A 22,686-nucleotide genomic window follows, 5' to 3' on the forward strand; every position below is an offset into this window, starting at 1 on the left:
CACAGCGGGCAGATTGTGGCACCATCATTGGGGCCACTGAAAACGAAGCAGCACAAGCGATTTGCTTCAGTGGCCGAGTCTACAAAGGGTCGAGGTGCTTGCGAATTGATGGCCGCCCACCTGCGATGACACCAGCCGGGTGGTGCACCCCCGCGTGGTACTCCACAAATTCAGAGGCATAACGTCGGCTGTGTTGGGGAACACCTCCATGTCGACGTTCGAGTCGGAGCCCGTACAAGATGTGTGACAGGAGCCGCGGTGGCTAGTTCAACTGACAAATCCCAGGTGAGTACGCCCGATCCGAAGTCCAAGTGGCTTTCCGAGTCGGCGGGCCAGACCCGTGGTTCGGACAAGAAGGAAGTCCAGTTCCACTACGACATCTCCAACGACTTCTTCAAGCTGTGGCAGGACCCCACCCAGACCTATAGCTGCGCGTATTTCGAGCGCGACGACATGTCCCTCGAAGAAGCGCAGATGGCCAAGGTCGACCTTTCATTGGGCAAGTTGGGCCTCCAGCCAGGCATGACGCTGCTCGACATCGGCTGCGGATGGGGCTCGACCATCATGCGGGCCGTCGACAAATACGACGTCAACGTCATCGGTCTGACGCTGTCGGAGAACCAGAAACAGCACATCGAGGACCATTGGTTCGCCAACTCCAAGAGCAAGCGCAACATGGAGGTCCGTCTGCAGCCGTGGGAGGACTTCGACGAGCCCGTTGACCGCATCGTGTCCATCGGCGCGTTCGAGCACTTCGGCTTCAACAAGTACGACGACTACTTCAAGAAGACGTTCAACTGCCTACCCGAAGACGGCGTCATGCTGCTGCACACGATCATCATTCCCGAGGACGAGGAGATCAAAGCCAAGGGACTGCCGCTGACCATGTCGAACGTCCGCTTCATCAAGTTCATCATGGACGAGATCTACCCCGGCGGTCGTCTGCCACTGGCGTCGATGGTCAAAAAGCACGCAGTCGGCGCCGGCTTCAACGTGACACGCGAGCAGCACCTGCAACCGCATTACGTCCGCACACTGGACACCTGGGCGGCAAATCTCGAGGCCAAGAAAGACGACGCCATCGCGGTCACGTCCGACGAGGTCTACGAGCGATTCATGAAGTACCTGACCGGCTGCGCCGACCTTTTCCGCAACGGCTACACCGATGTGTGTCAGTTCACCTGCGAGAAGGCGTGATTCGTTTCGGAACTAATTGAGTCTATTTAGTAGGGTCATCGACAATGACTGACATCGAGTCCGGACCAACCGATATGCGGCCTCACTTCGAAGAGATCCAGGCCCATTACGACCTCTCGGACGAATTCTTCGGTCTCTTCCAGGATTCCTCGCGGACGTACAGTTGCGCGTTCTTCGAGCGTGACGACATGACGCTCGGCGAAGCGCAGTTTGCCAAAATCGATCTGGCACTTGGCAAGCTGGATCTGCAGCCGGGCATGACGTTGCTAGATGTCGGCTGCGGTTGGGGTTCGGTCATGCAACGCGCCGTCGAGCGTTACGACGTCAACGTCGTCGGCCTGACCCTGAGCAAGAACCAGTACCACTACTGCGGGCAGCTCTTCGAGAAGCTCGATACCGATCGCAGCACCCGCGTCGAGTTGCACGGCTGGGAGGAATTCGACGAACCCGTCGACCGCATCATCAGTATCGAGGCGTTCGAAGCCTTTCCCAAGGAGCGTTACGGCGCCTTCTTCGAGACGTGCTACCGAATACTTCCCGAGGGTGGCCGCCTGGTCCTGCAGACGATCATGGGGCATCCGCTCAAGCGCTGGCCCGACCTGGGCATTCCCATCGTCATGTCGGACCTGAAGTTCATGCGGTTCATCGCCAAGGAGATCTTCCCCGGCGGTTCGATCCCGTGCGACGAGGACATCATCGGGCTTTCCGGCAAGGCCGGCTTCTCGATGCACCACTTCGAGACCCTGAATCCGCACTACGTACGCACCCTGCGGACGTGGGCCGACAATCTCGAAGCCGCACACGACGAGGCTGTCGCCGCCACCTCCGAAGAGGTCTACGAGCGCTACATGAAGTACCTGACCGGGTGCGCGGACTTCTTCGAGCGCGGCATCAGCGAACTCGGCCAATTCACCCTGATCAAAGGCTAGTCAGGGCGCGCCGAAGGCCAGCACGACGTTGTTGCCGCCCAGCCCGAAGGAATTCGACACCGCGTACCGATAGTCGCCGGGCCGAGGCCGGTCCGCCACCACATCGAGGTCGATCTCGGGATCGAGGGACTTCAAGTTGCGGGTCGCCGGAATGATGCCGTCGCGCAGCGCCTGCACCGTCAGCACCGCCTCCACGGCTCCTGCGGCGCCCAACGAATGACCCAGCGCCGCCTTGGGCGCATACACCGCCGCCGAATGGTCGCCCAGCGCACGTCGGATCGCGTGGGCTTCGGCAAGGTCCCCGAGTTTGGTGCCAGTGGCGTGGGCGTTGACGTGGTCGACGTCGGTCGCCGTGAGGCCGGCCAGTTGAATCGCCCGGCTGATCGCGTCGCCCGCCCGCTCACCGGTCGGGTCGGGGTCCACGACGTCGTAGCCGTCTGACGTGATGGCCGCGCCCATAAGTCGAGCGAGGATCGGCGCGCCTCGCGCCTTGGCGTGTTCCTCGGTTTCGATGAGCATCAGCGCAGCGCCCTCGCCGAGCACCATGCCGTCGCGGTCGGTGTCGAACGGGCGGCACGCACCCGCCGGGTCGTCGTTATTGGTCGACAACCAGCCGAGGTTGTTGAATGCCGCGACGGGCACGGCTTCGATGCAGTTCTCGACGCCGCCGCAGATGGCGATATCGGCCTCGCCCAGGATGATGCCCTGCCAGGCTTCCGCGATGGCGGCCGCTCCCGAGGCGTCCGCCAGCACCGGGGACGTGATGCCCGCTCTGGCCTTCAAGTCCAAGCCGACCGACGCGGCGGGCGCGTTCGGCATGTGCATCTGCACAGCCAACGGATTGGCCGCGCGCACGCCCCGTGCCTTGAAGTCGTCGTAAAGCCTGATCATCGCCTCGGTGCTGGCGAGCGCGAGGCCGATCGAAACGAGGAGGCGACGGGTGTCGACTTCGGGCGATCCGGCGGTCTCCCACAGGCGTCGGCCGAGCACCCGCGACATCTTCTGCATATACGACAGCCGGCGGAGTTCGACCCGGTCGAGATACTGGTCGAACTCCTCTCGGAGTTCACCTCCGATGCGGACGGGGAAGTTGTATTCATCGACGAACGGCTTCTCGAGTCGGCGAATTCCGCTCTGCCCCTCCAGCAACTGCTGCCAGGTCTCTTCGGCGTTGGTCGCCAAGGCATTGCTCGACGCCACCGCTGTGACGACGACATCGGGAAGGCCGTCGCCGGTGGTCTTACTCGCCATGGGTCACCAAAGTTCCTTCACTGCGCTAGCTGACCTGGTCGAGATTTCCCCAATGTACGACCGAATATGCGTCGGCGCAGCGACTTTTTGCACGCGCCTGAATCCAACATTAGCGGCAACTGCCCTAGCGTTGAAACCATGACCGAGATCGATCTCGAGGCACTCTCGACAGGCGCGCACGGCTACACGGTCAACGACGAGGACGACGACGACCCCGTCCTGCTCGACCAAGACGGCAATTACATCGACACGTGGCGTGAGCGATATCCGTACGACTCCCGGCTACCGCGCGATGAGTACGAACGTGTCAAGCGGCGGCTACAGATCGAGCTGCTCAAGCTGCAGAACTGGAGCAAACGGACCGGGGCCCGGCACGTCGTCGTCTTCGAAGGCCGCGACGCCGCCGGAAAAGGCGGCACCATCAAGCGGTTCATGGAGCATCTCAACCCTCGCGGCGCGCGGGTGGTGGCGCTGGAGAAACCCACCGACCTCGAGAAGGCGCAATGGTATTTCCAGCGCTACGTCAAGCATTTACCGACGGCCGGGGAGATGGTCCTGTTCGACCGGTCGTGGTACAACCGCGCCGGCGTCGAAAAGGTGATGGGGTTCTGCACCCCCGAGGAGCATGCCGAATTCTTAAGGCAGGCACCGATGTTCGAAGACATGCTCGTCAGCCAGGGCCTCGACCTCACCAAGTTCTGGTTCTCGGTGTCACCTGCCGAGCAGCGCACCCGGTTCGCGATCCGCCTGGTCGATCCCGTACGCAACTGGAAGTTCTCGCCGATGGACATGGAGTCGATCGACAAGTGGGAGCAGTACACGGAGGCCAAGCAGGAGATGTTCGCCGCAACCGACACCGACTACGCGCCATGGATCGTCGTGAAGAGCAACGACAAGAAGCGCGCCCGCATCAACGCGATGCGCCATCTCCTCGCGAAGTTCGACTACGACGACAAAGACGACGAAGTCGTCGGCGAACCGGACCCGTTGATCGTGGGGCGGGCTTTGGAGGACTGAGGGCTGCGCAGCCGGCCAGCCCAGATCGCACTCTCGGCCCGCGCGACGCTCATCACGGTGCGCGCGGTCTCCCACAGCTGGCTACCGCGATCCGCGTGCACGGCGGGCAGACCCGCCGCGCACCGCATGACCATCGCGCCGAGATTCGCCGACGTCATGTAGGGCACCACAAGTAGATTCGCGCAGGTACCGCGCCCCTCGACCTTCATCAGGCGAGGACGACGGGGGCCCGGGCTGTCAACCGTCCTGGCACCGCTGATGATCGAGTCGAAATCGACCGGGCCTTCGGTGGGCGACCAGTTGATGGCGATGTCGACGATTTCCCCAAGCGGGGCATGCAGAAGTCCGATGAGTTCAGGAAGCTCTGCGCCCACCGAGGCGGTGTGCGGCCACCACGCCCCGTCGATGTCGGAGCCCAATTGGGGTGCGAGCAGAAGGCGAACGGGGCGGGCCAACCGGCGCGTCCCCGATAGACCGTTCACGACAAGGGCTTAGCGGAAGATGACTTCTTCTGGTCGTTGTCCGAGAAGGTGGGGTTCTCCGTGGGCTCCGTGGAGCTCGCGCGCTTGTCGACGACGTGCGGCTTGTGGGGGTGTGAAAACAAATCTGACGATTCCATAGAACACGTCCTTAAAACATACGGGTGAGAGCCCATATATACGAAGTGGGCGAACGGAGATCCGTCCGCAGGCTGATCGCGAGAGCGACATCAGAAGAATGCTGAGGCGAAAGGCCTGACACCCAATTTACCCGATCATCGATAAAACTGGTGATTCGCCTTCGCCCTCGACCGCAAAGTCCGTAGAAAGCGGTGTGGGCTGGCGGGTATGTCCCCACCAGCCCACACGACCAAGATCAGGTTATACGGCGGACACACCGACTGCCTGGGGACCCTTGGTCCCCTGCTCGACGGTGAACTCAACACGCTGGTTCTCCTCGAGCGACTTGTATCCATTTCCCTGGATTTCGCTGAAGTGAACGAAAACGTCGTCCGCTCCGCCATCCGGAGCAATAAAGCCGAAGCCCTTATCGCTGTTGAACCACTTCACAGTTCCCTGCGTCATACTTTTCTACTTCTCTCATTGTGTACGGATGTCGACAGACACCCGTCTAAAGCCTAGCACGCCCAAGGCCGAACACGTATTCGCCTGTGCGGTAATCCTTTTGGCGTTCGGCGCAATTGCGGGTGCAGGTGAGCGGGACGGCCTCGCCGACTTCTCCTGAGCAGCAACAGTTCTGAACCACGACCGGGGTTGCGCGGGTCATCGGTTGCGACACGGTCACGGAAGGGTATCCATCCGGGTAGCAGTAGTCACAAAAATCCCACTGGTCACTATCGTCACATGAAGCCGCTTATGACGTCACCGCGACGTCGTGCCACGAAAGGTGTGACATGTCGCCGCGTCATCTCTTCGCATCGATATCCGCGGTTTCGGCGACCGTACTCACCGTGGCCATCGGCGTGGCACCGACCGCATTCGCCCAGCCCTGCAGCGGTGCCGCCGCGGCTATCCAGCCTCCTGCTTCATCCAACTCCGGCGAGACTCCGGACCTGCCCGGCGACGGTCGACCTCGGGGTCAGCGGCCCACCGGGGCCAATGAGGGCGCCGCACTGCCGAGTCTGGGGCAGGTCCAAGGGGCCTCCCAATACGAACAGCAAGCCGCGGTGGTGCCCGATGCCGCACAGCCTGTTCCCGATGCCAACCCGGTGGCGCCGCCGGCGCCTCCTCCGCCTCCGGCGCCGCCGGGTACGTCACTCGTCGGCTGGGTGACCGGACCGGAAAGCCCGAACGACACCGTCAACCGCTTCGCCATCACCGGCACCGACCTGGGCATCATGTGGGACAACGGTGGCGGTGAGGTGCTGATGGCCTTCGGCGACACCTATGGGTACTGCGGTGTGCGCGGCCAGCAGTGGCGGTACAACGCCCTGTTCCGAAGCCGGGACGGCGTGCTGTCCAAGACGGTATCGGCGTCGAGTTCTCCCCTGTGGTCCCAAGGACTTTCGAAGCAGATCATCAACAGCATCAAGTACTCGCCGACCGAGAAGGGCGTCATCCCGACCGCGGGTATCGCAGTCGGCGGCAAGCAGTACCTGAACTTCATGTCGATCAAGAATTGGGACAGCGACGGTCGCTGGACGACGAACTTCTCGGCCATCGCGGTGTCCCCGGACAACGGCGAGCACTGGGGCGTCTATCCGGACTCCGTGCGCCCGGCGTCGCCTAACAGCACCGACCGGGCCCGGTACGTCGCGGGCAATGAAAACTTCCAGCAGGGCGCGTTCCTCACACCGGGCCCCGGTGATCCCTACCTCTACTCGTTCGGCACCCCGGCAGGGCGCGGCGGTGCGGCGTACATGTCGCGGGTGTTGCCCCAGAGCGTGCCCGACCTTCGCAGGTACGAGTACTGGAGTTCGGCCTCCAACTCGTGGGTGCCGGGCAATCCCGCGGCGGCGACGCCGGTGATCCCCGGACCCGTCAGCGAGATGTCGGCGCAGTTCAACAAGCATCTGGGGCAGTACCTGGTGCTGTACGGCAACGGCGCCAACGACATGGTGATGAGGACGGCGCCCGCACCGCAGGGGCCGTGGAGCCCAGAGCGCGTCCTGGTTCCGTCGATGCAGTTCCCCGGCGGCATTTACGCGCCGTTCCTGCATCCGTGGTCGACGGGCCGAGAGCTCTACTACAACGTCTCCTTGTGGTCGGCATACAACGTCATGCTGATGAGAACCGTTCTGCCGTAAGGGTCTGCCTCGGGCCGGCATCTGCTTATCCTGGGCGCCATGGACATTCGTCCGCCCGACGAACATGAAGGCCGTCCCGACCTCATCAGCCGGCGTCGGCTGCTTTGGCTGAGCGGCGCTGGGCTGGCGGCCGCCGTCGCGCCGATCGCCGCGCCTGTCGTGACGTCCGCTGCACCCGCGGCCCATCAGATCCTGTGCCGGGACGCTTGGGGCGCCGCTCCAGCTCGCCCCGGCGGCAGGACTCACACGCTCGATCGCATGACGATCCATCACACCGAAGTGACTCTGGGCGACAACGCCGACGCTCCTGCCCGACTCCGTCAGCACCAGCGCTACCATCAGGACACGCACGGGTGGATCGACATCGCCTACCACTTCAGCGTTGATCGCAATGGAAACATCTACCAGCTGCGAAGGCCAGACCTGGTGGGCGACACCGCGACGAGTTACGACCCGACCGGCCACTTCCTCGTCGTGTGCGAGGGCGACTTCGACAAGGAGCAGGTCAGCGAGGATCAGCTCAACGGGACAGCGCTCGTATTAGCTTCTGCCGCGCAGCAATTCGGCATCTCGACGGACACGCTGGCGGGTCACCGCGACTTCAGCTCGACGACGACCTGCCCCGGCGCGAGCCTCTATCAACATGTGACCTCGGGCGATCTCCAGAACCGGGTGGACGGGCTCCTCGCCGCAGGCCCGGTCGACCTGCCGTTGCTCTGCGGGCCCGAGGCGACCGAGACCGTCGCGGAAATCGAATCGGGACTGCGCTGACTCGCTAGCGCGGTCCGTCGACCTCGTAAGTGCCGAGGTCGTCCTGGAAGACCACCTGCACTGTGCGTTTCGCGCCGTTGATGGTCACGTCACAGGCGAAGCCCGCGCCCACTTCGACCTTCGGATTCTTGCCGCCATTGCACTCGACAGCCGACACGTCGTTCGCACCGTAGCCGTTGATCGGATTGCTGAGAATCTCCGTCACGCCGGCTTCGGCCGCACCGACGTCGAGAACCGTTCCGCCGCCGAGGAATCCGGAGACCCAGAGTCCCCCGATCAATGCCGCGCCACCGATGACGACGACCGCGGCGACCGCGCCGGCGATCATCGGGAGTCGCGATTGTTGAGGCTTCGCGGGCGGCGGCGCTGGTGGTGCAGCGGGCTGCTGGCCGTACTGCTGCGCCTCCGCGGGTGTCCACTGTGGGGTCGGCCGGGCAGCAGGCGGCCAACCGGGTTGCTGCTGCGGCGGGTGGTGCGGAGGCGGCTGCTGCGGCGGGTACTGAGGCCGCTGCTGCGGCGGGTATTGGGGCCGCTGCGGCGGGTACTGCGGGCGCTGCGGCGGTGGGGTCGCCGGCCTGCCGGGCTGTGGCGCACCACCGGGGCGCTGCCACCACGGCTGTCCGGAGCCTCCGTCAGGTGGGCGCGTCATGTGAACCGCTCGAAACACTCTTCGATGCGGCTGGAAAGCCCCAACCGATAGGCGAGGATCCGGGAGAAGCCCGCGGGTGCGGGAACCCCGTTGACATCGCTGGCGGCCAGTCCGTTGGCCAGGAGGCCCGCCACCGCCTCGTCGGTGTCTCCCGGCGACAGGATGAAGTCGGCGCCGTCCTCTTCGGTCATCTGTCCCTGTGCCACGCCGGTCAGACAGGCCGTGCGCAGCGCCGCGACGGGCGTATCGATTTTCGCGCCACGCTCCTTCTGTATCGCGAGCGCATAGCGCGACGTCACGATCGACAACGCGGAGTTGTCGCCTTGCACCAACACCTCGTCGCTTTCCTCGTTCTTGGTCGCTCCCGCCGCCTGCAGCGCGGGCATGTCCACGAAGATCTTGTTGGAATCCGGGCAGTACGAAGTCGGTTCGGTGATCGTGGCACCCGTGCATTCGGACCGGTCGGTGGTCAGTGTCGGAGCCTCGGCCGGCTGAAACGTCGTGTCCAGCACGGCCATCAACTTCGAGAGGGTGTCGTCGTTGATCGGGCTGTCCAGCGACGTGCCGGAGTCGAACGTCACGTGTTCGGGCAGATCACCTTGACGCTTGGTGATCTCGTCCATGTCGATCGCCGCGCATTGGTCCGCACCACCGGTGAACCCCAACTGAAAGGCACTGACGCGGTCGAGCGCCGAGCCGTGCGGGTCGTCGGACGGTCCGCCTTCCAGGCGGTCGCGGATGTAGATCACCCCGGCGAGCACGTGGTTGAGACCGTCGCCGGTGCTCAACGTGAACCGCGGCGAATCTCCGGCAGCCACCCAGTGCAGGTACACCCCCGCGAAGCAGTCGGCTTGCTGTTCTCTGACCAGGCCGGGGGTGTCCATGTCGGCGATCCCGGCCATCCATTGCAGCGCGTGCCCGTATTCGTGGGCGATCACGCCGACGACACCCATGTCACCGAAGTACTCCTGCGCGACGGGCAGGAACACCCCGCGGTCCCAGATCATCGTGTTGAGCCGGAAGCAGAACGCCGCGTTGGGGCTGTCGTACATCGACGAGCCGCACAGCTCCGGGCTGTTCGGATCTGTCGAGTCGTAGGACGCCAGGGTGTCCACCGGTTCGAACTGGCCCGGCAGATACTTGTCGTAATTCTTGGTCCAGAACTCCTGAATATCGTTGACCGCCAACAGCGCCAGGCGATCCATCGGGCCGTCGTCGGCGTACTCGACGGTGCCCTCGGGTTCGGGCGCATTCGGCCGGGGACCGCTGGGCCCCTCGCTGACCGGCAGGCCACCGACACGCTCGGGGTTGAACAGCATCGACGTCGCCCGGCCGTCGATCACGGAAGGAGTGCACGCGGTCAACAGCACCGCGCATACGACGACCGGCACCACGCGGGCGAAACCCCTGCGCACCGTCTCGCCCGCGCCGTGCCGCACCACCCGCACCACGTCGTTCACTTGTCGTTACCCCTGTCAGTGCAGTCGTCTCGCCCAACTTTGCCGCTTCCGCTGGACTTCAGCAGGAAGATTATGCGAAGAATCCCGCAAGCGACGGATACTGCGTGGTGGAGGAGGTGAGATCGAGGTGGATTCTCCGAACTCGCGCGTGGGCCAGATGTTCGGCCACTACCGGCTCACCGGCCTGCTCGGGCGAGGTGGCATGGGCGAGGTGTACCGGGCAGACGATACGAAGAAGGGCCGTACCGTCGCGCTGAAAATCCTCGCCGAACAGTTCTGGCAGGACGAAAAGTTCAGGACCCGCTTCCAGCGTGAGTCGCGGGCGGCCGCCGTTCTCCAAGAACCACACGTCATTCCGATCCACGACTGGGGTGAGATCGACGGGCACCCGTACATCGACATGCGACTCGTCGAGGGCCAGACCCTGCAGGAGCTGCTGAGCGCCGGACCGCTGAAACCCGCCCGGGCGTCGTTCATCATCGGCGGGGTTGCCGCTGCCCTGGACGCCGCGCACGCCGCCGGGCTGATTCACCGCGACGTGAAACCGCAGAACGTCATCGTCACACCGTCGGACTTCCCCTACCTCGTCGACTTCGGCATCGCCGAAGCCAAGGGCGAGAGCGGCTTGACGAACACCGGCATGCAGATCGGCACGTGGACCTACATGGCTCCCGAACGATTCCGCGATCGCGAAGCCACTCCCGCGGTCGACGTGTACGCACTCGCCTGCGTTCTGTTCGAATGCCTGACCGGCGAACCGCCATTCCAGTCGAACAGCATCGAGCAGATCATGACGTCGCACCTGTTCATGCCGCCACCACAGCCCAGCCAGGCCAATCGGGCCCTGTCACCGGCATTCGACGAGGTCGTCGCGCGCGGCATGGCCAAAGAACCCGACGACCGCTACGGAAGCTGCGGAGCCTTGGGCCGGGCGACGCAGCGCGCCGTGGAATCGGACACCACGATCAGGCCCGCCCCGGATCCCGGTCCGACGATGCCGGTGCGGACGCAGCAGGCCTGGAACCGTCCGCGGACGGTCGCAGGCTTCGGCGATCCGACCATGCACCGGCCTACCAACGTCGCCCCACCGCAGCCGTCGTACAGCCCGCCGCCGCCGTCCTACCCTCCACCGCCCACCCCCAGCGCGCCGCGACCGGCCGCCAGTTCCCCGCCGCCGGCGGCGACGTCGCGCAAGTGGTTGATGCCGGCCGTCATCGCGGCCGTCGCGGTGCTGGTGCTGGGCGGAACCGGCATCGCGATCGGAGTGCTGACCAACGACGACTCCACGCCCGTGGCCACCGATCCGTCGGATCCCCCGGTCCAGCGGCCCGGCACCGATACCGACACGACAACCCCGGACCCGACGCCTACCGCGAATCCGCTGTCGGTGGGTTCGCCTCCGCCGGCGCCGCTGGTCGGCCGGGACACCAGCGCCAACCCGACGAGCTGCACCGGCGACTACGCGCTGCCCGGCCGCAACGATCCCGGCACGCACGCCCGCCGGGGTTCGGCCGACACCTCCTGCCTTTTCACCGAGAGCGTACTGAATTCGTATTGGCAGAAGTACGGTGACGCCAGCCGTGACCTTCGAGAGGTGTCGGCGCCCGGTGCCGTCGATTGTGTGCCCGGCAACGGATTCCGCTGTGACGGAGCAAATTTCGTGATGGAGTGCCAAGCGCGTCCAGGCAACGCCTACATCACCTGCACCGGCGGCAGGGACGCCGTCGTCTATCTCTACTGAGGGCAGCTGCCCGCGGGCAGCAGGTCGGGATGGTCGGTAAGCCAGGTCGCGATCTGCGTCAAAGCCGCTGTCCCGTCGTCGAATGCGCCCGACCTCGGTTCGACGGCCACCGCGACGACCGCCGAGCCGTCCCGCACGGGGATGACCCCGAACTGGCGGACGAGGTAGTTGCCCTCCGGCGAAGGACCCCAGCCACCTTTGAATTTCGCGTCTGGGAGCATGCCAAGGCCCCAGCGCTGGTCGAGCTCGACCTGTCCCATCAAATCCACTATCGGCTGGTCACCGGGATCGCACGCGGCCGCTGAGAGAAACGTTGCCTGATCGGCCAGCGACCACGTCGTCTGCCCGAATGCGGTGAACTCCGGCCTGACCTTGCGCGATTCGACGGCGGTCGGTGCGCCGGCGTCGGCCAGCACTGCCTCCACCTTCTTGGCCGCCTCGGGCGGATCTCCCAGGCTCGCCCAGATCGATTCGGCCGCATCGTTATCCGATTGGGTGATCGCGGCCCGCATCGCCTCGGTGACCTGGTCGGTCTCCCGCAGGCCCGCGATGGCCAGCGGCACCTTGATGGTCGACCACGCCGTCCCGGTGCTCCATTCGCCTGCCGTCACCGGCGCCGGTCCCGCGCCCACCGGTCGGACGACAATGCCCACGTCGGCATTGAGTTGGGCCGCGAGAGAGGCGAACTCGGTGGCGAAGGGCCCGCCGTCGACGGGCGTCGGAACGCCGGGCGTCGCGGGCGACGACGGCGCCTGGGTGAGGGGTGGCGGCGCACTGCTGCTCTGCGTGGACTCCGGCTCGGCCGAGATGTTGCGACCGATGACGATGCCGCCCCCGACGATTCCGATGGCTGCCAGGGCGGCGACGAGCACGACCAGAGATCGGCGGGGGCGATTCTGTTTCGAGCGGGTGTCTCTGGGACCCGGCGTCGGTCGGCTGTTGGTCGTGGTGGCCATCTCCCCCAGTATCACGGCTGTCGGCGCCGACTCCGCGCAGCAAGGCGGCACGCTGTTGATAACAATTTGACACCGCAGTGCAGCCGAGGAACCTCAGACTGTGGGAATCACTTCGCCGCGCCGTTGATCCTCGGTGTCAGGATCATGCCCTTCTCGACGCCCCACATCGTCGCGATCGTCCTGTATTCGCCGGTCTGAATCAGGTGCTCGAGCGCCTTCAGCAGCGATTGCGCCAGGCCTGATCCCTTCGCCACCGGCCACCCGTACGGAGCCGAGTCGAACACCTCGCCCGCGGCCTCCAGTTCGCCGCCCGAGGTCTTGATCGCGAACAACGTCACCGGTGAATCCGCCGACATCGCATCCACTTCCCCGTCGATCAGCGCCGCGGTCAGATCGTCCTGACTGACGAACACCTTCTTGTCGATCGGCGGCTGCCCGGCCGCCTCACAGGCACCGCTCTTCGCCGGAATCTCCTCCGCCTCTTGCAGGGACGGGTATGCGACACCGATGGACAACCCACACGCATTGTTCGGGTCCACTCCGCTGCCGGGGCGTTGCGCCCACAGCGTGCCCGCCTCGAAGTACGTGACGAAGTCAACCGATTCCTCGCGCTCCTTGGTGTCGGTGAACGACGACATCCCGACGTTGAAGTCGCCGCCGCGCACGGAGGGAATGATCGCCTCGAACGCCGTCTCGCGGTGCTCCGGCACCAACCCCAGGGTGCGGGTGATCGCATTCATCAGGTCGACGTCGAAACCGACGATCGCCCCACTGGCGTCCTTGAATTCGTTTGGGGCATAGGGCACATTCACCCCGATGATCAGCCGGCCCGTCGACCTGATGTCTTCGGGCACCGTGGCGGCGATCGATTCCACCGCGCCGGGCTGCGGCCCCGGCGTCATCGTCGACGAGCTCTCCGCCACGCTGGCGGGCTCGGCACCATCGGACCCGCCCCGCCACTGCCAGACCCCGAGGCCGCCGGCCACCACCACCAGTGCCACCGCGACGGCGACCGCGACGAGGCGCCCGGAGACGTGCCGTCGGGCGGGGGCGGCGCGTCGGGCCGAATGCCGTCCGCTGCCCGCCATCCGCACCGGTGCGTTCAGCGCACGCCGTGCGGCAGAGGCCAATTCGGCGGCCGACTGATACCGCTTTCCCGGCGACTTCGCCATGCCCTTGGCGATGATCGCGTCGAACGCCGCCAGCTTCGGGTTGACGGCTGACGGCCGCGGAATCGGCTGGGTCATGTGCCCGGCGATCTGCTGTTCGAGGCTCTGCGCCGGATAGGGCCGCTCGCCGGTCAGGCATTCATAGAGCACGCACGTCAACGCGTAGATGTCGGACGTCGCGTCGACCGGCTTGCCCTCGAACCGCTCGGGCGCCATGTACGCCATCGTCCCCAGCGTGCTGCCCGCCGTCGTCAACCCGACTTCCCCTGCGCTTCGCGCCAGCCCGAAGTCGATCAGGTAGACGAAATCGCTGTCGGTGATCAGGATGTTCGACGGTTTGACGTCGCGGTGGATCAGCCCGGCGGCATGTGCGGCGTCCAGTGCGGTCGCGACCTGCTCGGTCACCTTGACCGAAAGCTCGGGATCCAGCGGACCGGAGGTCTCGTTGAGCATCGTCCCGAGATTGCGGCCCTCGATCAGCCGCATATCCAGGTAGAGGCGGCCGTCGATCTCGCCGAAACTGTGGATCGGCACGACATGTGGGTCGTTCAGGCCCGCGGCGGCCTGGGATTCGCGCCGGAACCTGGCCTGGAACGTCTCGTCGGCCGCCATGTTCGGCGGCAGCACCTTGAGGGCGACGATGCGGTCGGTGTTCGTGTCGTAGGCCCGGTAGACCTCACCCATTCCCCCTCGGCCTATCAGCCTTTGAAGCTGATAGTGCCCGAATGGTGTCGCATCCACCGTCAACTCCTCGGCAGCGGGCCCCCCGCGTCACGTGTCGATCGAAACTACATCACGTTTGCCAGAAAGTCCTACGAGTGGGCGACTCGAACTTGGCCGGTGGGCGCGACCTTCTTGACGGCACGGACGGTGATCTGTGCGCCGCGCTGCGGCGTCATGATGACGTGTTTGAGCCTCGTCTTCTCACCAGGCTCGGAGGTGGTGCTCAACTCGACGCGCCGCAGAATCTCACGCAGCACGATCCGCATCTCCACCATCGCGAAACCTGCACCGAGACAACGCCGATTGCCGCCGCCGAACGGGAACCACGTCGTCGGGCTCAGCGTCGCGCCGACCATCCGGTCCGGATCGAACTTCTCGGGGTTCGGGTAGACGTTCGGATCGGCGTGCACCGACGTGATGCTGGGGACCACCATCACCCCGACCGGTAGCTGGTATCCCCCGACCTCGACGGGTTCCTTCAGGATCCGGCCGACGTCGGGGACCACCGGGCGGATCCGCAACGTCTCCTTGGCGATTGCGTCGAGGTACTCGTCACCGGCGACATCACCGGCCTCGGCCGCGGCGACGGCTCGCGACAGAATCTGCGGGTGTCGGGTGAGCCGCTCCAACGCCCACGCCAGCCCGGTCGCGGTGGTGTCGTGGCCCGCCACCAGCAGGGTGATCAGCTGATCACGCAATTCCTTGTCGCTCATCCCGGTTCCGTCGGCCGCGCCGGCCTGAACCAGCATGGCCAGGGCGTCGGTGCGCTCGGCGAGGTTCGGATCGGCGCGGCGTTCGGCGATCTCGGCGTACAGCAGCCGGTCGGCTTCGGCCATATTGCGTACGAACCGCCGCCATGCCGGGCTTTTCTGCAGCTTCGGCTTCGCGATGGCCAACGACTCCCAGGGGCCGACTTTCAACAGCCGGGGCATCACGTCGCGCAGTGCGGCGAGCCGCACCGGATCGCTGGCGCCGATCACCGTCCGCAGGATCACCTCCAACGTGATCTCCGACGTTTTCGGCGCCACCGCGAACGCCTGGCCCACCGGCCAGCCCGCGATGTTCTCCGCCGCGATCTCGGCCATCAGCTCGGCCTGGCGTGCGACCGCATCACGATGGAACGGCGCCATCATCAGCTTGCGCCGTTCGCGATGGACGTCGCCGTCGATGACCAGCACCGAGCTCGAGCCCAACAAACCGCCCAGCATCGAATTGGCTTCGCCCGCATGGAAAATCCGAGGGTCACCGGCGAACACCATCTTGATGGTCTCCGGGTCGGCCAGATAGACCATCTCGCCCATCATCATGTTGCGCAGCGTGAAGATCGTCCCGTAGCGGCGACGGCACGACGCGACGAACTGCGGCCACCACCGCATCATCAACACCAACTGCACCGCGGCGGGCACTTTCGGCCCAGGGGGGAGAGCTTTCCGCGCTGTTGCACTCATGCCTAATACGGTACGTGCGGGAGTCGGTCCAGGCAACGGGTTGGGCGTTTCCGATAACCTCGGACACGAGTTGTGCGGCTAATGTGTCGGCGAGTCGCGCACCGGCGCGCCGCATCCGAAAGATCCTTTGTCTATGCGAGTTGACGGGCGGGACATCACCGTCACGGGCAGCTTGCTGCAACCGTTGACCCACCGGACCAACGACATCTTCCGCGTGGTCCTGTCCGGGGTGTTTCTCGCCGTCGTCATCACCAGCTCGGTGATCACGCGCAACGAGTGGGTCGCCCTGGAACGGTCGATCTCCGAGATCGTCGCGGTCCTCACCCCCACCCAGGCCAACCTGGTGTACCTGGCGTATGGCGTCGCCATCCTGGCGTTGCCGTTCGTCATCCTGGTCAGCCTCATCGTCGGCAGGCAGTGGAAACTCCTCGGCGCATACGCGGCCGCTGCCGCGATCGCCGGTCTGGCGCTGTCGATCACCAACGCCGGCATCGCGGCGCCGCAGTGGCACTTCGACCTCCGGGGTCGTCTGGACACGGTGCCGTCGCAGTTCGTCGACGATCCGCGGTGGATCGCGATGCTCGCCGCGGTGCTCACCGTTTCGGGGCCCTGGCTGCCCGCGCGGTGGCGGCGGTGGTGGTGGGCGCTGCTGCTGGCGTTCGTACCGATCCATCTCGTCATCAGCGCAGTGGTTCCGGCGCGCTCGCTGTTCGGGCTCGCCGTCGGCTGGTTCATCGGCGCGCTGGTCGTGCTCGTCGTGGGCACTCCCGGCCTCGATGTACCGCTGGAGGGGGCGGTTCGCGCCATGGCGCGCCGCGGGTGCGTCGTGACCGCGCTCAAGGTGGTGCGACCGTCCGGTGCCGGGCCGCTGATCCTGCACGCGGAATGCGAACACCAGCAGACGACGGCCGTGATGGAGATGTACGGACCACACCAGCGCGGCGGCGGTGTGCTGCTGCAGGTGTGGCGAAAGGTGCGGTTCCGCGATCGCGAGACCGCGCCACTGCACGCGTCGATGCGACGCGCGGTAGAGCACCGGGCGCTGATGGCGATCGCGATCGGTCAGCTGAAGCTCGCCAACATCTCCACGATCGCCGTGGCCGGACTCGAGCGCAGCTGGACGTTGTACGCGCACACCCCCGCGCACGGGACGCCGCTCGGCGATTGCACGGCAGCCATCCCCGTCGACCGAGTCTGGGAGTCGTTGCGCGAACTCCACGACTGCCAGATCTCACACGGAGACCTGCGCGCCAGCGAGATCACCGTCGAGGAGACCGTGTTGTTCGGTGGCTTCGACAGCGCCGAGTACGGTGCGACCGACGCGCAGCTGCGCTCGGACATCGCACAGTTGTTGGTGACGACGACCCATCTGTACGACGCGCCGTCGGCCGTACGGGCGGCCATCGATGCGTTCGGCAAGGACACTGTGCTATCGGCATCGCGGCGACTCACCAAAGCGGCTGTGCCGCTGCACATCCGGCAATCTGTGCGCGATGCGAAGACCGTCATCTCCGCCGCGCGTGACGAGGTGAAGCGTCAGACACGCGTCGATGAGATCCGGACCGAGACCGTCACGCGGTTCACCCGCGGCCAGCTGATCCAGCTCGTGCTGTTGATTGCGCTGGTATACGTCGCGTATCCGTTCATCAGCTCGGTGCCGACCTTTCTCACCGAACTCCGCACGGCGAATTGGTGGTTCGCGCTGCTGGGACTGGCGGCGTCGGGGCTGACGTATCTCGGTGCGGCGGCGGCGCTGTGGGCGGCCGCCGACGGCGTGGTGAAGCTGCGGGGCCTGATCGTCATGCAGGTGGCCAACAAGTTCGCCGCGACGACGACCCCGGCGGGTGTCGGCGGCCTTGCACTCAGCGCGAGGTATCTGCAGAAAGGCGGCGTCACCCCGATGCGCTCGACGACTGCTGTCGCGCTGCAACAATCGGTGCAGGTGATGACGCACATCGTGTTGCTGATCTTTTTCAGCACCGCGGCGGGTGTGTCCGCCAACCTCTCGCGGTTCGTTCCCAGCGTCAACGTTCTGTATCTGGTGGCCGGCCTGCTGCTGGGGTTGATCGGCGCCTTCCTGCTGGTGCCCCGCCTGCGACGCTGGCTCGCGACGTCGGTGCGGCCGCGACTGCAGGAGGTGATCGGCCACCTCATCGAACTGGGCCGCGAACCCCAGCGACTGGTGGTCATCGTACTCGGCTGTGCAGCAACCACTCTCGGTAACGCGTTCGCGTTGTGGGCGGCCATCGAGGCGTTCGGCGGCGACACCTCGTTCATCACCGTCACCGTCGTGACGATGATCGGCGGCACGTTGGCCTCGGCGGCGCCGACGCCCGGCGGAGTGGGTGCGGTGGAGGCCGCGTTGATCGGCGGCCTGGCCGCATTCGGGATGACCGCCGCGATCGCCGTTCCGGCGGTGCTGCTCTACCGCGTGCTGACGACCTGGTTGCCGGTGTTCGTCGGCTGGCAGGTCATGCGGTGGATGACGCAGAACGGGCGGATCTAGCGCGCCGAACGTGGGTTACCCGCACGCTTCGGGGCCCCCTGGTGTGCGGGTAACCCACGTTCGCGGAAGTTCAAGCGAGCGAGTGCAGCGCCGGCGCGCGGTCCGGTACGACGAACGACGCCCCCGTTCGCACCTCGGCGCCCGGCCGCGACACGTAGGGCAGCACACGAAAGTCCGCCCGCATCTCGTCCGCATCGAATCGGGCCCGCACATATCCGCGGCGACCGCTGAAGTACCGAAGGTGCGGGTTCTCGGGCAGCACCGCCGCGACATCGTCGCGCATATCGGACCCGTCGCCGCCCGAGCTGATCGACGTCGTCACCAACTCGGTAGCCACCACGGGCGATAACGGGTCGTCGGCCCGAGCATGCACCTCGGCCGCCCAATGCGAATGCACGTCTCCGGTGAGCACCACAGCATTGCGGACGGGCGAGTGCACGAGGCCGTGAACGACGCGTTCGCGATTGGCCGCATAGCCGTCCCACGCATCGGGGTTGAAGCCGCGACCCGGACCGGGCGTGAACTCCACCTGCGAGAAGAACACCTGCTGGCCCAGGATGTCCCATCGCGAACGAGATCGCTGAAACCCGTTGAGCAGCCAGCGTTCCTGTTCGGCACCGATCAGTGTGGCCGACGGGAGCTCCCGTTCGTCGCAGTTCGTACGGAACCCATCGCCGCACGGCTGATCGGTGCGGTACTGCCGGGTGTCGAGCATGTGCAACGTCGCCAGACCGCCCCACCGCACCCGACGGTAGAGCTTCATGTCGATGCCGCGCGGCACCGCCGACCGCCGCAACGGCATGTTCTCGTAATAGGCCTGCAGTGCCGCGGCACGACGACGGGGAAATGCTGGGTCGGGTCTCTCCGGCACTTCGTCGGCCCAGTTGTCGGCCACTTCATGGTCGTCGAACACCGCCAGCCACGGTGCCACCGCATGCGCGGCCTGCAGGTCCGGATCGGTCTTGTACTGCGCGTACCGCTGCCGGTAGTTGGCCAGCGTCACCGTTTCGGGACCGGCATGCGCCCGCACGCCCTTGTCCGAAGCGGCGTACTCGTATTGGTAATCGCCCAGGTGCACAACAAGATCCGGATGCTCCTCGGCGAGGCGGCGGTACGCCGTGAACCAGCCCTGCTGATAGTTCGCGCACGACGCGACGCACATCGTCACCGGTGCCAACGACCCGCCGTCGGGTGAGGTCCGCGTTCGGCCGGGCGGCGACACATGACCACCGGTGCGGAAGCGGTAGAAGTACTCGGCGCCGGGACGCAGTCCGGCGAGTTCGACGTGCACACTGTGCGCCGACTCCGGGACAGCTGTCGCGATCCCCCGCTGTTCGATCTGGCTGAACCACTCGTCGCGCGCCACTTCCCATTCGACGTCGATCCCCCGCGCCGGCATGCCTGCGAATCCGTCGTCGGCCAATGGATTCGGTGCCAGCCGTGTCCAGATGACCGCACCGTCTGCGGAGGGATCACCGGACGCCACGCCGAGCGTGAACGGATCGGATCGGATGGGGCTCAAGCGGCGATCACCGGTGAACCCGACGACCGGCAACGCGCCGAGCACGAGCGCACCTTTGAGAACGGCGCGGCGGCTCGTACGCACGGACACGGCCGAGTGTCAGAAAGCCATCTGTCCTGCCGGTGACGGGCGGACATCCGGTGTCTCCCGCCGGTCGGGCCATTGCGCGAACACCTGGAGACGACGCGACGAACGTGGGTTACCCGCACGCTTTCCGGGGTGCGAACGTGCGGGTAACCCACGTTCGCGCGAATCGGAGAAGCCATACTGAACGGGTGGGTGAACGCAATGTATTGGGCGGCCCGCTCGAGCCGTGCGGCACCGATCCGATGACCGGCTTCTACCGCGACGGCTGCTGCTCGACCGGACCTCAAGACGTGGGCAGGCACACCATCTGCGCCGTCGTGACCGCTGAATTCCTCGAGCATCAACGCTCCATCGGCAACGATCTGTCGACCCCGATGCCGCAATACCGCTTTCCAGGTCTGGAGCCCGGCGACCGCTGGTGCGTCACCGCGGTGAACTGGCTGAGGGCATATCAGGACGGCTACGCGGCCCCGGTCGTCCTGGCCTGCACCCACGAACGCACGCTCGACGTCGTACCGATCGAGGCGTTGCGCGAGAACGCCGTCGACGTCCCCGACGACCTGGAAAACCTTTAGCGCAATACCCGTCAGCGCGTCTCCGATCAGGCATACCGTGTGCGCTATGACCGATCAGGACCCCGCTGTCGCCGCTGCGCATCCGCCCGAAAAATTGCTCCGCATCGTCAACCCGATGCTGCGCAAGCTGCTGGGCACCCCACTGGCGGGTTCACTTCGCAAGCAGCTGATGGTGCTCGACTTCAAGGGACGCAAGTCCGGCCGCCAGTTCTCGATTCCGGTGAGCGCGCACCACATCGACGGCGCGCTGTACGCCATCGCGAACGCGGGGTGGAAGCACAACTTCAGCGGCGGCGCCGACGCCGAGGTTCTGCACAACGGCAAGACCACGAAGATGCACGGCGAAGTCATTTCGGACCCGGCCACCGTCGCCGATCTCGCGCACCGCGCCGCCCAGTCCTACGGCGTCAAGAAAGCCCAGACGATGATGGGTCTCAAATTCCGCGACGACCGCATCCCGACCGTCGGCGAGTTCGCCGAGGCGTTCGCCCGCGACAAGATCGTCGCGGTCAAGTTCACCCCGCGCTGACCAACGTTGATCAGCGAGTTCAATCGCCGTTCGCCGACCGCATCAAGAATCCTCCAAGCCGCCTCGTGCACCCTTCCGCCACTGGAAAGGACTGCACATGAATCAGATCTTTCGTCGAGCCGCGGTCGTCGCGGCGACGGCGGCGGTGGTGGTGGGATGCTCGTCGTCAACGGAACCGGCCGCGCGCCCCGGGCCATCCGCGCCGTCGGCGCCGGCCACCTCAACACAGACGCCCCATGCCGCAACGATGGCCGCATACAACGAGGAAGCGCCCCTCCAGGACGTGCCTTGGTCAGAGGTCGGCCCCGGTTGGACGCTCGCGATGTGGAACGCCGCCACCCCGACGAACGCCGGTGACGAGTTCGAGCCGGGCGATCCGACGCCCCACAACTCGGAGACGACGCTGTACCTCGTCAATCCCGAGGGCGGCCGCTACGCGATCACGACATTCGAGGCGCCCGGCGAATCCGGTTCACTACCCACCCTTGTCGACTGGTCCGGTGACGGGACCCGCGCACTGTTCTCCCGCCGCGGCGACGACCTGACCGTCATGCAGGTCGACCTGCGCACCGGTGAGCGGACGTCGTTCCGGGTCGAGGACGGCTTCGCGGTGACCCCGCGTTACTCGCTGCCCGAAGGCAAAGCGGTGTTGTTGCTCGAATCGCGGACCACCGAAGGCCCGGCATCCCTGACGCGGGTCGATCTCTCCGGTAAGCAGCAGCTGACGTACCCGGTGGACAAGCTCGGGAGCGAGTTCAACGAGTCGTTCATCTCCACACCCGACGGCACGGAACTGGTGCTCGGCACCGGTCGCGGCCTGACCCGGATGGGCAACGACGGAACGCCGGGCAAGGAGCTGCCGGTGCCGGACGCCAGCTATTGCCTACCGATGCGGTGGTGGGACGCCGACGTGGCCCTGACCCGTTGCAACGGACCGGATTTCAGCTATTCGCGGCTGTGGCTTGTTCCCCTCGACGGCACGGCGCCGACGCCTCTGACGGCGAAGAACGACGGAACGCAGGGCCCCGACATGGCCGACCTCAACGCGTGGCAGGTGCCGGAAGGCACGTTCGTACAGGCAGCGGGCGGATGCGGCTTCGTGTATCTCGCCAAGCTAAACGCGGAAGGTACGACAACCCCGGTGTCGGTTCCGGAGGTGGACGACAACCACAGCGTGCGCGTGCTCGGCGTCAACGACGGCAACCTTCAGTTGCAGGCGACCCTGTCGTGCGGCAGCGGCGAGACGCTCGTCGACTACGACCCGGAGGCGGGCACGTCGACGGTTCTGCTCGGCGGTGACACCAACGGCGGCGGCGTCGTCGACGCCTTGGCCTACCCGGCTAGGGCCTAGCCGGAGGCATCTCTCGCTATCCCGATTCAACAAATCAGCTGGTCACCATTTACTTCGCA

Annotated in this window: 19 protein-coding genes; 10 read left to right on the forward strand and 9 right to left on the reverse strand. The window is 65.8% G+C overall.

Annotation, left to right across the window (positions count from 1 at the left end; all coding sequences use genetic code 11):
- The first annotated feature begins 258 nt into the window (after positions 1-258).
- Together BST47_RS23090 and BST47_RS23095 are read left to right on the forward strand one after the other, a co-directional pair.
- Positions 259-1,197 (forward strand): cyclopropane mycolic acid synthase family methyltransferase, encoded by a 939-nt coding sequence (locus BST47_RS23090; RefSeq protein ID WP_083128089.1) that lies wholly within the window; start codon positions 259-261, stop codon positions 1,195-1,197.
- Between the two features lie 44 nt (positions 1,198-1,241).
- Positions 1,242-2,126 carry a cyclopropane mycolic acid synthase family methyltransferase gene (locus BST47_RS23095; protein WP_083128002.1) on the forward strand — a complete coding sequence of 295 codons (885 nt, stop codon included), beginning with the start codon at positions 1,242-1,244 and terminating at the stop codon, positions 2,124-2,126.
- On the opposite strand, the gene BST47_RS23100 is transcribed toward BST47_RS23095, so the two are convergent.
- Positions 2,127-3,377, reverse strand: coding sequence for a KasA/KasB family beta-ketoacyl-ACP synthase (locus tag BST47_RS23100; protein ID WP_083128003.1), 1,251 nt, complete (start codon positions 3,375-3,377; stop codon positions 2,127-2,129). It abuts the gene before it with no gap.
- Positions 3,378-3,515: 138 nt separating this feature from the next.
- On the opposite strand from BST47_RS23100, the gene ppk2 reads away from it, so the two are divergent.
- A complete protein-coding gene (gene ppk2, locus BST47_RS23105) occupies positions 3,516-4,394 on the forward strand; it encodes a polyphosphate kinase 2 (RefSeq protein WP_083128004.1) in 879 nt (292 codons plus the stop codon).
- Here ppk2 and BST47_RS23110 read toward each other — a convergent pair.
- Together BST47_RS23110 and BST47_RS23115 are read right to left on the reverse strand one after the other, a co-directional pair.
- The gene (locus BST47_RS23110; protein WP_165799841.1) at positions 4,322-4,876 is read right to left on the reverse strand and encodes a DUF5994 family protein; all 555 of its coding nucleotides are present in this window, start codon (positions 4,874-4,876) and stop codon (positions 4,322-4,324) included. The genes ppk2 and BST47_RS23110 overlap by 73 nt on opposite strands.
- Before the next feature lie 378 nt (positions 4,877-5,254).
- Positions 5,255-5,458, reverse strand: a complete 204-nt coding sequence (locus tag BST47_RS23115; RefSeq protein ID WP_083128005.1) for a cold-shock protein — start codon at positions 5,456-5,458, stop codon at positions 5,255-5,257.
- A gap of 329 nt (positions 5,459-5,787) precedes the next feature.
- On the opposite strand from BST47_RS23115, the gene BST47_RS23120 reads away from it, so the two are divergent.
- Positions 5,788-7,140 carry a glycoside hydrolase family 183 protein gene (locus BST47_RS23120; RefSeq protein ID WP_083128006.1) on the forward strand — a complete coding sequence of 451 codons (1,353 nt, stop codon included), beginning with the start codon at positions 5,788-5,790 and terminating at the stop codon, positions 7,138-7,140.
- Positions 7,141-7,179: 39 nt separating this feature from the next.
- The gene (locus tag BST47_RS23125) at positions 7,180-7,911 is read left to right on the forward strand and encodes a peptidoglycan recognition protein family protein (protein WP_083128007.1); all 732 of its coding nucleotides are present in this window, start codon (positions 7,180-7,182) and stop codon (positions 7,909-7,911) included.
- A 4-nt stretch (positions 7,912-7,915) separates the two neighbouring features.
- On the opposite strand, the gene BST47_RS31265 is transcribed toward BST47_RS23125, so the two are convergent.
- The gene (locus tag BST47_RS31265) at positions 7,916-8,560 is read right to left on the reverse strand and encodes a DUF4333 domain-containing protein (RefSeq protein WP_234809836.1); all 645 of its coding nucleotides are present in this window, start codon (positions 8,558-8,560) and stop codon (positions 7,916-7,918) included.
- Positions 8,557-9,975: a neutral zinc metallopeptidase gene (locus BST47_RS23135; protein WP_083128090.1), complete on the reverse strand. Its 1,419-nt coding sequence runs from the start codon at positions 9,973-9,975 to the stop codon at positions 8,557-8,559. Before BST47_RS23135 ends, BST47_RS31265 begins: the two co-directional genes overlap by 4 nt.
- A gap of 202 nt (positions 9,976-10,177) precedes the next feature.
- On the opposite strand from BST47_RS23135, the gene BST47_RS23140 reads away from it, so the two are divergent.
- The gene (locus BST47_RS23140) at positions 10,178-11,761 is read left to right on the forward strand and encodes a serine/threonine-protein kinase (protein ID WP_420094061.1); all 1,584 of its coding nucleotides are present in this window, start codon (positions 10,178-10,180) and stop codon (positions 11,759-11,761) included.
- On the opposite strand, the gene BST47_RS23145 is transcribed toward BST47_RS23140, so the two are convergent.
- The 3 genes from BST47_RS23145 to BST47_RS23155 form a co-directional block, all read right to left on the reverse strand.
- Positions 11,755-12,717: a serine hydrolase gene (locus tag BST47_RS23145; RefSeq protein WP_207568672.1), complete on the reverse strand. Its 963-nt coding sequence runs from the start codon at positions 12,715-12,717 to the stop codon at positions 11,755-11,757. The genes BST47_RS23140 and BST47_RS23145 overlap by 7 nt on opposite strands.
- 107 nt (positions 12,718-12,824) lie before the next feature.
- Entirely contained in the window at positions 12,825-14,627 is a 1,803-nt protein-coding gene (gene stpK7, locus BST47_RS23150) for a serine/threonine protein kinase StpK7 (protein WP_083128010.1), read from the reverse strand.
- A 71-nt stretch (positions 14,628-14,698) separates the two neighbouring features.
- Positions 14,699-16,057, reverse strand: coding sequence for a cytochrome P450 (locus tag BST47_RS23155; RefSeq protein ID WP_083128011.1), 1,359 nt, complete (start codon positions 16,055-16,057; stop codon positions 14,699-14,701).
- A gap of 133 nt (positions 16,058-16,190) precedes the next feature.
- Here BST47_RS23155 and BST47_RS23160 point away from each other — a divergent pair, with 133 nt between their 5' ends.
- Positions 16,191-18,563, forward strand: coding sequence for a lysylphosphatidylglycerol synthase transmembrane domain-containing protein (locus BST47_RS23160; RefSeq protein ID WP_083128012.1), 2,373 nt, complete (start codon positions 16,191-16,193; stop codon positions 18,561-18,563).
- 70 nt (positions 18,564-18,633) lie between these two features.
- Here BST47_RS23160 and BST47_RS23165 read toward each other — a convergent pair whose 3' ends face one another.
- On the reverse strand, positions 18,634-20,130 hold the full coding sequence (locus tag BST47_RS23165) for an alkaline phosphatase D family protein (RefSeq protein WP_234809837.1): 1,497 nt from the start codon (positions 20,128-20,130) through the stop codon (positions 18,634-18,636).
- Positions 20,131-20,360: 230 nt separating this feature from the next.
- On the opposite strand from BST47_RS23165, the gene BST47_RS23170 reads away from it, so the two are divergent.
- The 3 genes from BST47_RS23170 (at position 20,361) to BST47_RS23180 (ending at position 22,627) form a co-directional block, all read left to right on the forward strand.
- Entirely contained in the window at positions 20,361-20,747 is a 387-nt protein-coding gene (locus BST47_RS23170; RefSeq protein WP_083128014.1) for a DUF2237 family protein, read from the forward strand.
- A 46-nt stretch (positions 20,748-20,793) separates the two neighbouring features.
- Complete coding sequence (locus tag BST47_RS23175; protein WP_083128015.1) at positions 20,794-21,276, forward strand: hypothetical protein; 483 nt, start codon at positions 20,794-20,796, stop codon at positions 21,274-21,276.
- 97 nt (positions 21,277-21,373) lie between these two features.
- Positions 21,374-22,627: a TolB-like translocation protein gene (locus tag BST47_RS23180; protein ID WP_083128016.1), complete on the forward strand. Its 1,254-nt coding sequence runs from the start codon at positions 21,374-21,376 to the stop codon at positions 22,625-22,627.
- Positions 22,628-22,686: the final 59 nt, after the last annotated feature.

Source organism: Mycolicibacterium tusciae (assembly GCF_002086795.1).
GTDB lineage: Bacteria > Actinomycetota > Actinomycetes > Mycobacteriales > Mycobacteriaceae > Mycobacterium > Mycobacterium tusciae.